This window comes from Streptomyces cahuitamycinicus (assembly GCF_002891435.1).
GTDB classification, from domain to species: Bacteria; Actinomycetota; Actinomycetes; order Streptomycetales; family Streptomycetaceae; genus Streptomyces; species Streptomyces cahuitamycinicus.
In genome coordinates, this window is sequence record NZ_POUC01000309.1 from 1 (window position 1) to 9,921 (window position 9,921).

Genomic DNA, 9,921 nt, shown 5'->3' on the forward strand with positions numbered 1-9,921 from the left:
GTTCAGGGCGATGGGCACGGGGAGGGTCGTCGTCGCGTTGTGTTCGGCGAAGGTGTCCAGTTCGCGGGTGAGGCGGCGGGTCCAGTCGGGCATGCGGGCGGCTCGGTGGCGGGCGGCGGGCCAGCCGGCGGCGTCGCCTGCGGCCAGGCCGAGCAGGAGGCCTTCGGCCCTTCTCGTGGCCTCGGCTTCGCCTTCGGCCCGTCTGTCTTCCACCCGCGCACCGCCTGTGACTGTCACCCGAGGGGTCCTGGTCTCCCGTGGTGCGATCTCGCCGCCGGCGGCTTCCGCTTCGTACGTCGTCACGAGATGACCTCCGCCGGCGTCAGCAGGTCCGCCACGTCCAGGACGTGGTAGCCCGCCATCGCCGGGAGGCACCTGCCGAGGACCGGGCCGATGGGGGTCGTCCAGGCCAGCGGGATGGCCGACACTCCCCGGGTCGCGCCCGCCAGGGCCCCCGCCACCGCCGCCGTCGTGTCCGCGTCGCGGCCCATGTTCACCGCGGTCAGGACGGACTGCTCGAAGTCACCGTCGGCCGCCGCGTACGCGCCGAAGGCGAGGGCGACCGCCTCGGGGGCCAGATCGGTCCAGGGGTAGCCGCCGATGACGACCGCGGAGCGCACCGCGCGTTCCCCTCGGTGCGCCACGGCCGCCGCGCGGCGCAGACTGCGGGCCGTCCAGGAGTCGTCGGGTACGACCGCGAGGGCCGCGGCCACGACCGCGGTCGACGGTGCACCCGCCATGGCCGCCGCGACGCCCGCCGCCACCGCCTGGCCGCCGTAGATGCCCTCGCCGTCGTGGCTCACCGAACCGTCGATCGCGACCAGCCGGGCCGCCTCCGCCGGGCGGCCCGCCGCGAACACGCCGAAGGGAGCGGCGCGCATGGCCAGACCGTCGCTCCAGGCGTGCCGGTGCTGGGCGGAGATCGGGGCGGCCAGGCCGCGGCGCAGGTTCTCCAGGGTGCCGCGTTCGCTGAAGCCGGCACCCCGGAAGGGGCCCTCGTCGCGGTCGGCGATCCACTCGTGCCAGGCCGCCTCCACATGGACCGGGGTCAGCGCGGAGCCGTGCCGGGCCAGCAGGAGGCCGGAGAAGATCGCGTACTCGGTGTCGTCCGTGCCCGCCGGCTCGTCGGCGACGTACCCGGTGATCCGGCCCCAGCGGGCGCGGATCTCGGAGGGCTTCATGTTCTCCGCCGGTGCCCCGAGGGCGTCACCGACGGCCAGGCCCAGCAGCGCGCCGCGGGCCCGTTCGCGAAGTCCGGCGGCGTCGCCGGGCGCCGGCACGGAGGGGATACAGGCGATCGATGCCATACGGCATGTGTCCCACTCCGGTGACTCCGCCCAGCCTCACGAGCCCCAGCATCACCCGGTCGACATCTGCGCGCGAGAATGATCAAGTGAGCGCGAAAGGGTAAAACCGCAGGTTAGCGCAGCCTTTCCTTGCTGGCGACGACGGAATCCCGGGCGTAGTTTTGGCGTTGTAAAACTCTGGAACAGGTCCAAAGGGTGGGCCGAAGGACGGGGAGCGGGGATCTTCCATGGCCATCATCGAGACCGAGGCGCCGCTGCACGAGGCGCACCGGGACAACCACACGCACCGCGACGTGAACGGCGGCTGGCTGCGCCCCGCGGTGTTCGGTGCGATGGACGGCCTGGTCTCCAACCTCGCCCTGATGACCGGTGTCGCCGGCGGGGCGGCCGGACAGCACGCCGTCGTCCTCAGCGGACTCGCGGGCCTGGCCGCCGGCGCCTTCTCCATGGCCGCCGGCGAGTACACCTCCGTCGCCTCGCAGCGCGAGCTCGTCGAGGCCGAGCTGGACGTGGAGCGGCGCCAGCTGCGCAAGCACCCCAAGGACGAGGAGGCCGAACTCGCCGCGCTCTACGCGTCGCGAGGCGTCGAGCCGCGACTGGCCCGCGAGGTGGCCCGGCAGCTGTCGGAGGATCCCGAGCAGGCGCTGGAGATCCACGCCCGCGAGGAGCTGGGCATCGACCCCGGCGATCTGCCCTCACCGGCCGTGGCCGCGGTGTCGAGTTTCGGCTCCTTCGCGCTGGGTGCGCTGATTCCCGTCCTGCCCTATCTGCTGGGGGCGAGCAGCATCTGGCCGGCGGTGCTGCTGGCGCTGCTCGGGCTCTTCCTGTGCGGTGCGGTGGTGGCCAGGGTGACGGCGCGCACCTGGTGGTACAGCGGGCTGCGGCAGCTGTTCCTGGGAGGTGCGGCGGCCGGTGTGACGTACGCCCTGGGCACCGTGTTCGGAACGGCCGTAGGATAGCGCGGCTCGGGCTTATGCATGGGGCCGCATAGGTAGCCGTTACTGACTGGTTTCGAGTGTGCGACCACCGGGCATGAGCCGTAAGCGCTGCGGGCAATGACGCTCGCCGCGCGCCCAGTGGGACGGGTGAAGACGCCTGTCCCGCTCCTCGGGCCGATGAAACCGATCCCACCCGATCGATTCGCGCGGCCCCTCCATAGCTTCCACTGCTGGCGCGGTACCCCCGCCGCGAACCCGCAGTGTCCGCATGTTGGAACGGATTATCCCGGTTCCCGAGAACCGCTCCATCATGTAACCTGCACGAAATTTTGCGATCACGCGAGGGCCAACGTCGTCCCTCGGCGCTTGCTCCCCCAGAGCCTCAAGGGCCTGGGAGGTGCCCCCAGCCACCTGACGACGACGGGAGAGCCGATGCGTACGCCGCGCCAGCCGTCCCAGCATTCCGCGAATGGCCAGAACTGGTCCTTCATGGATGCTCGCCCTGCTGCGCAGGGTATGTACGACCCCCGCAACGAGCACGACGCCTGCGGCGTCGGCTTCGTCGCCACCCTCACAGGCGAGGCGTCCCACACCCTGGTCGAGCAGGCTCTGACCGTCCTGCGCAACCTCGAACACCGCGGCGCCACCGGCTCCGAGCCCGACTCCGGCGACGGCGCCGGCATCCTGTCGCAGGTCCCGGACGCCTTCTTCCGTGACGTGGCCGGATTCGAACTGCCCGACGCGGGTTCCTACGCCGTCGGTATCGCCTTCCTGCCGGAGGACTCCACTGCCGACGCCGTCTCGCAGATCGAGACGATCGCCGCCGACGAGGGCCTCACCGTCCTCGGCTGGCGCGAGGTGCCGGTCGCTCCGCAGCTGCTGGGCGCCACCGCCCGGTCGACCATGCCGGTCTTCCGCCAGATCTTCGTCAGCGACGGCGCGGCCGTGCCCGCCACGGGTATCGCCCTCGACCGCAAGGTCTTCGTGCTGCGCAAGCGCGCCGAGCGCGAGGCCGGCGTGTACTTCCCTTCGCTGTCCGCGCGGACCATCGTCTACAAGGGCATGCTGACCACCGGCCAGCTTGAGCCCTTCTTCCCGGACCTGTCCGACCGCCGTTTCGCCTCCGCGATCGCGCTCGTGCACTCCCGGTTCTCGACGAACACGTTCCCCTCGTGGCCGCTGGCCCACCCGTACCGCTTCGTCGCGCACAACGGTGAGATCAACACCGTCAAGGGCAACCGCAACTGGATGGTCGCCCGCGAGTCGCAGCTCGTCTCGGACCTGTTCGGGTCGGACGAGAAGACCATCGACCGGATCTTCCCGGTCTGCACGCCGGACGCCTCCGACTCCGCCTCCTTCGACGAGGTCCTCGAACTCCTGCACCTGGGCGGCCGTTCCCTGCCGCACTCCGTGCTGATGATGATCCCGGAGGCGTGGGAGAACCACGACTCCATGGACCCGGCCCGGCGCGCCTTCTACCAGTTCCACTCCACGATGATGGAGCCCTGGGACGGCCCGGCCTGCGTCACCTTCACCGACGGCACCCAGGTCGGCGCGGTCCTCGACCGCAACGGCCTGCGCCCCGGCCGCTACTGGGTCACCGACGACGGCCTCGTCGTCCTCGGCTCCGAGGTCGGCGTCCTCGACATCGACCCGGCCAGGGTCGTCCGCAAGGGCCGCCTCCAGCCCGGCCGCATGTTCCTCGTCGACACCGCCGAGCACCGCATCATCGAGGACGACGAGATCAAGGCCGAGCTCGCCGCCGAGAAGCCGTACGCGGAGTGGATCGAGGCCGGCGAGATCGAGCTCTCCGACCTGCCCGAGCGCGAGCACATCGTCCACACGCACGCCTCGGTCACCCGCCGCCAGCAGACCTTCGGCTACACCGAGGAGGAGCTGCGCGTCATCCTCGCGCCGATGGCCAAGGCCGGCGCCGAGCCCATCGGCTCGATGGGCACCGACTCGCCGATCGCCGCGCTGTCGGACCGCCCCCGTCTGCTCTTCGACTACTTCACCCAGCTGTTCGCGCAGGTCACCAACCCGCCGCTGGACGCCATCCGCGAGGAACTGGTCACCTCCCTGCGCTCCTCGCTCGGCCCGCAGGGCAACCTGCTCGACCCGGGCGCGGCCTCCTGCCGCAGCGTCCTGCTGCCCTTCCCGGTGATCGACAACGACGAGCTGGCCAAGCTCATCCACATCAACGCCGACGGCGACATGCCCGGCTTCAAGGCCGCGACGCTGTCCGGCCTGTACCGGGTGCACGGCGGCGGTGACGCCCTGGCCGCGCGCATCGAGGAGATCTGCGCCGAGGCCGACGCCGCCATCGACAACGGCGCCCGGCTGATCGTCCTGTCGGACCGCCACTCGGACGCCGAGCACGCGCCGATCCCGTCGCTGCTGCTCACCGCGGCCGTTCACCACCACCTCATCGGCACCAAGCAGCGCACCCAGGTGGGCCTGCTGGTCGAGGCCGGTGACGTCCGCGAGGTCCACCACGTCGCCCTGCTCATCGGCTACGGCGCCGCCGCCGTCAACCCGTACCTGGCGATGGAGTCCGTCGAGGACCTGGTCCGCGCAGGGACGTTCCTTCCCGGCGTCGAGGCCGAGACGGCCATCCGCAACCTGATCTACGCCCTCGGCAAGGGCGTACTGAAGGTCATGTCCAAGATGGGCATCTCGACCGTCGCCTCCTACCGCGGCGCCCAGGTCTTCGAGGCCGTCGGTCTCGACGAGGCCTTCGTCGTGAAGTACTTCAACGGCACGGCCACCAAGATCGGCGGAGTCGGCATCGACGTCGTCGCCAAGGAGGTCGCCGCCCGCCACGCCAAGGCCTACCCGGCCTCCGGCATCGCCCCGGCGCACCGCGCCCTGGACATAGGCGGCGAGTACCAGTGGCGCCGCGAGGGCGAGCCGCACCTGTTCGACCCGGAGACGGTCTTCCGCCTCCAGCACTCCACGCGCTCCGGCAAGTACGACATCTTCAAGAAGTACACCGAGCGCGTGAACGAGCAGTCCGAGCGGCTGATGACGCTGCGCGGCCTGTTCGGCTTCAAGTCGGACCGGCAGCCGATCTCCATCGACGAGGTCGAGCCGGTCTCCGAGATCGTCAAGCGGTTCTCGACCGGCGCCATGTCGTACGGCTCCATCTCCCAGGAGGCGCACGAGACCCTCGCCATCGCCATGAACCAGCTGGGCGGCAAGTCCAACACCGGTGAGGGCGGCGAGGACCCGGAGCGCCTGTACGACCCGGCCCGCCGGTCGTCCATCAAGCAGGTCGCCTCCGGCCGCTTCGGTGTGACCTCCGAGTACCTGGTCAACTCCGACGACATCCAGATCAAGATGGCGCAGGGCGCCAAGCCCGGCGAGGGCGGCCAGCTGCCCGGCCACAAGGTCTACCCGTGGGTCGCCAAGACCCGGCACTCCACCCCGGGCGTCGGTCTGATCTCCCCGCCGCCGCACCACGACATCTACTCCATCGAGGACCTGGCCCAGCTGATCCACGACCTGAAGAACGCGAACCCGCAGGCGCGGATTCACGTCAAGCTGGTCTCCGAGGTCGGCGTCGGCACGGTCGCCGCGGGCGTGTCCAAGGCGCACGCGGACGTCGTCCTGATCTCCGGCCACGACGGCGGTACGGGTGCCTCCCCGCTCACCTCCCTGAAGCACGCGGGCGGTCCCTGGGAACTCGGCCTCGCCGAGACCCAGCAGACGCTGCTGCTCAACGGTCTGCGCGACCGCATCGTCGTCCAGACCGACGGCCAGCTGAAGACCGGACGTGACGTCGTCATCGCCGCGCTGCTCGGCGCCGAGGAGTTCGGTTTCGCGACCGCGCCGCTCGTCGTCTCCGGCTGCGTCATGATGCGCGTCTGCCACCTCGACACCTGCCCGGTCGGCATCGCCACGCAGAACCCGGTCCTGCGCGAGCGGTACAACGGCAAGGCCGAGTACGTCGTGAACTTCTTCCAGTACATCGCCGAAGAAGTCCGCGAGATCCTCGCCGAGCTCGGCTTCCGCTCCCTCGAGGAGGCCGTCGGCCACGCCGAGACCCTCGACGTCACGCGGGCCGTCGACCACTGGAAGGCACAAGGCCTCAACCTGGAGCCGCTGTTCCACGTGCCCGCACTGCCCGAGGGCGCGGCGCGCCACCAGGTCATCACGCAGGACCACGGCCTGGAGAAGGCGCTCGACAACGAGCTGATCAAGCTGGCGGCCGACGCGCTCTCCGCGTCCGGCGCCACCGACGCCCAGCCGGTGCGCGCCCAGGTGCAGATCCGCAACATCAACCGCACGGTCGGCACCATGCTCGGCCACGAGGTGACGAAGAAGTTCGGCGGCGCGGGCCTGCCCGACGACACCATCGACATCACCTTCACCGGCTCCGCCGGCCAGTCGTTCGGCGCCTTCGTCCCGCGCGGTGTCACGCTGCGCCTGGAGGGCGACGCCAACGACTACGTCGGCAAGGGCCTGTCCGGCGGCCGGATCGTCGTCCGCCCGGACCGCGCGGCCGACCACCTCGCCGAGTACAGCGTCATCGCCGGCAACACCATCGGCTACGGCGCCACCGGCGGTGAGATGTTCCTGCGCGGCAAGACCGGTGAGCGGTTCTGCGTCCGCAACTCCGGCGCGACGGTCGTCTCCGAGGGCGTGGGCGACCACGGCTGCGAGTACATGACCGGCGGCCACGCCGTGGTGCTCGGCGAGACGGGCCGCAACTTCGCGGCCGGCATGTCCGGCGGTATCGCGTACGTGATCGACCTGGACCCCGACAACGTCAACGCCGGCAACCTGGACGCCGTCGAGCCGCTCGACGACACCGACAAGCAGTGGCTGCACGACGTGGTCCGCCGCCACCAGGAGGAGACGGGCTCGACCGTCGCCGAGAAGCTCCTGGCCGAGTGGGACACCGCAGTCGAGCGCTTCAGCAGGATCATCCCCAGCACGTACAAGGCAGTGCTCGCCGCCAAGGAAGCCGCCGAGCGAGCCGGTCTCTCCGAGACCGAGACCCACGAGAAGATGATGGAGGCGGCGATCAATGGCTGACCCGAAGGGCTTCCTGAACCACGGGCGCGAACTCGCACGGTCCCGCCCCGTCGAGGAGCGCGTCCGGGACTGGAACGAGGTCTACGTTCCCGGCTCGCTGCTGCCGATCATCAGCAAGCAGGCCAGCCGCTGCATGGACTGCGGCATCCCGTTCTGCCACAACGGCTGCCCGCTCGGGAACCTCATCCCCGAGTGGAACGACTACGCCTACCGCGAGGACTGGGCGGCCGCGCAGGAGCGTCTGCACGCCACGAACAACTTCCCGGAGTTCACGGGCCGCCTGTGCCCCGCCCCCTGCGAATCGGCGTGTGTGCTCGGCATCAACCAGCCGCCGGTCACCATCAAGAACGTCGAGGTCTCGATCATCGACAAGGCGTGGGAGACCGGGGACGTCGCCCCGCAGATCCCGGAGCGCCTGTCCGGCAAGACCGTCGCGGTCATCGGCTCCGGCCCGGCCGGCCTCGCAGCCGCCCAGCAGCTGACCCGCGCCGGCCACACCGTCGCCGTCTACGAGCGCGCGGACCGCATCGGAGGCCTCCTCCGCTACGGCATCCCCGAGTTCAAGATGGAGAAGCGGCACATCAACCGCCGTATCGAGCAGATGCGCGCGGAGGGCACCCGCTTCCGCACGGGCATCGAGATCGGCCGGGACCTGAAGGCCACGGACCTGAAGAAGCGCTACGACGCGGTCGTCCTGGCCGTCGGCGCCACCACGGCCCGCGACCTGCCGGTGCCCGGGCGCGAGCTCAAGGGCATCTACCAGGCCATGGAGTACCTGCCGCTGGCCAACAAGGTCCAGGAGGGCGACTACGTCACCACTCCGATCTCGGCCGAGGGCAAGCACGTCGTGGTCATCGGCGGCGGCGACACCGGCGCGGACTGCGTCGGCACCGCCCACCGCCAGGGCGCGGCCTCCGTCACGCAGTTGGAGATCATGCCCCGCCCGGGCGAGGAGCGGAACCCCGTCAACCAGCCCTGGCCGACCTTCCCCATGCTGTACAAGGTCACCTCGGCGCACGAGGAAGGCGGCGAGCGCGTCTACTCGGTCTCGACGACCCACTTCGAGGGCGACGAGGACGGCAACGTCCAGTGGCTGCACCTCACCGAGGTGGAGTTCATCGACGGCAAGCTGACCCCGAAGCCGGGCTCCGAGCGCAAGATCCCCGCCCAGCTGGTGACGCTGGCGATGGGCTTCACGGGCACGGACCGCGACAACGGCCTGGTGGACCAGTTCGGCCTGGAGCTCGACGAGCGCGGCAACATCGCCCGCGACGCCGACTTCCAGACCAACGTGCCGGGTGTGTTCGTCGCCGGTGACGCCGGCCGCGGCCAGTCGCTCATCGTCTGGGCCATCGCGGAGGGCCGCTCGGCGGCACGCGGGGTGGACCGTGCCCTCACCGGCGCGAGCGAGCTGCACGCGCCGATCCGCCCGACGGACCGATCCCTGATGGTCTGACCGCACCGCACAAGACGTCCCGTACAAAGGCGTACGGAACACTGACAGCGTCTGCCCGACAGTCCCCGACCGGACGCCCGGGCAGGCGCTGTCGCACGTCCTCAGCCGGTCCCTTCGCCGCTCTCGTCGCCGTTCGCGTCCGGCCACACCTGGATGTGGTCCTCCTCCAGCTCCAGCAGCACCCGGTCCGCCATGCCCAGGGCCGCCGTGTAATCGGCCGGCAGCTGGAGGCGGCCCGCCCGGTCGAGCATCGCGTACTCACGCGACACCAGCGACTCCCGGCCCGCCTCGTCCACCTCCGTGCGGCGCAGCACCTCCGTCGAGGTGCGGCCGTCCCGGATCGCGACCGTGCGGCGGACCTCACCGGCGACCGCCTGGTCGTGCGTGACGATGACGATCGTCGTGCCGAGCTCCTCGTTGGCCCGGCGGAACGCCGCGAACACCTGCTGCCCGGTCGCCGAGTCCAACTCGCCGGTCGGCTCGTCGGCGAGCAGGACCGCGGGCGCGTTGGCGAGGGCGACGGCGATCGCGACACGCTGCTGCTGACCACCGGACATCGCCTGCGGACGCCGGTCCCGGCAGTCGGCGACGCCGAGCAGGGACAGCAGCTCGTCCGCCCGCCCGGCACGCTTCCGCCGGGAGGCGCCCGCCAGCTGCATGGGCAGGGCGACGTTCTGCGCCGCCGTCAGATAGGGCAGCAGGTTGCGTGCCGTCTGCTGCCAGACGAAGCCCACCACCTCACGCCGGTACCGCAACCGCGCCTTCGCGTCCATCGCCAGCAGGTCGCGGCCCGCGACCCTCGCGGCGCCCGCGGTCGGGACGTCCAGGCCCGCGAGGATGTTCATCAACGTCGACTTGCCGCTGCCGGACGCCCCCACGAGGGCCATCAACTCGCCCTCCCGCACCAGGAGATCCAGTCCCTGGAGCGCCTGCACCTCCACCGCGTCCCCGCCGCCGCGCCGGGCGAAGATCCGCACCAGCCGGTCGCAGGCGATCAGGGCGTCGTGCCCGTACGCGGGCCGGTCGCGGCGCAGCGCCACCCGACGCTCCAGCTCCTCCAGCGACTCCGTCGTACTGCTCATCGCATGTCTCCTGCCCTGAGGTGGCTGATCGGTGTCCGGCGCCCCGCCCACCAGGCCTGCGCCACGGCCACCGCCCCCGCCGGCAGCAGCGCGCCCAC

5 protein-coding genes and 1 pseudogene are annotated in these 9,921 nt (G+C 71.1%); 3 read left to right on the top strand and 3 right to left on the bottom strand.

The window, feature by feature from the left end; translation table 11 throughout:
• Both C1J00_RS30785 and C1J00_RS30790 read right to left on the bottom strand, forming a co-directional pair.
• Positions 1-303 (bottom strand): annotated as a pseudogene (locus C1J00_RS30785) (ADP-ribosylglycohydrolase family protein); the annotation flags it as partial.
• Positions 300-1,307 (bottom strand): ADP-ribosylglycohydrolase family protein, encoded by a 1,008-nt coding sequence (locus tag C1J00_RS30790; protein ID WP_102912267.1) that lies wholly within the window; start codon positions 1,305-1,307, stop codon positions 300-302. The gene C1J00_RS30790 and the pseudogene C1J00_RS30785, both read right to left, overlap by 4 nt.
• A gap of 227 nt (positions 1,308-1,534) precedes the next feature.
• Here C1J00_RS30790 and C1J00_RS30795 point away from each other — a divergent pair, with 227 nt between their 5' ends.
• From C1J00_RS30795 to C1J00_RS30805, 3 genes are all read left to right on the top strand, one after another.
• On the top strand, positions 1,535-2,266 hold the full coding sequence (locus tag C1J00_RS30795; protein WP_102912268.1) for a VIT1/CCC1 transporter family protein: 732 nt from the start codon (positions 1,535-1,537) through the stop codon (positions 2,264-2,266).
• Positions 2,267-2,677: 411 nt separating this feature from the next.
• Complete coding sequence (gene gltB / locus C1J00_RS30800) at positions 2,678-7,285, top strand: glutamate synthase large subunit (RefSeq protein ID WP_102912269.1); 4,608 nt, start codon at positions 2,678-2,680, stop codon at positions 7,283-7,285.
• Positions 7,278-8,741, top strand: coding sequence for a glutamate synthase subunit beta (locus C1J00_RS30805; protein ID WP_102912270.1), 1,464 nt, complete (start codon positions 7,278-7,280; stop codon positions 8,739-8,741). The genes gltB and C1J00_RS30805 overlap by 8 nt, the downstream gene beginning before the upstream one ends.
• A gap of 101 nt (positions 8,742-8,842) precedes the next feature.
• Here C1J00_RS30805 and C1J00_RS30810 read toward each other — a convergent pair whose 3' ends face one another.
• On the bottom strand, positions 8,843-9,823 hold the full coding sequence (locus C1J00_RS30810; protein WP_102912271.1) for an ABC transporter ATP-binding protein: 981 nt from the start codon (positions 9,821-9,823) through the stop codon (positions 8,843-8,845).
• Positions 9,824-9,921 lie beyond the last annotated feature (98 nt).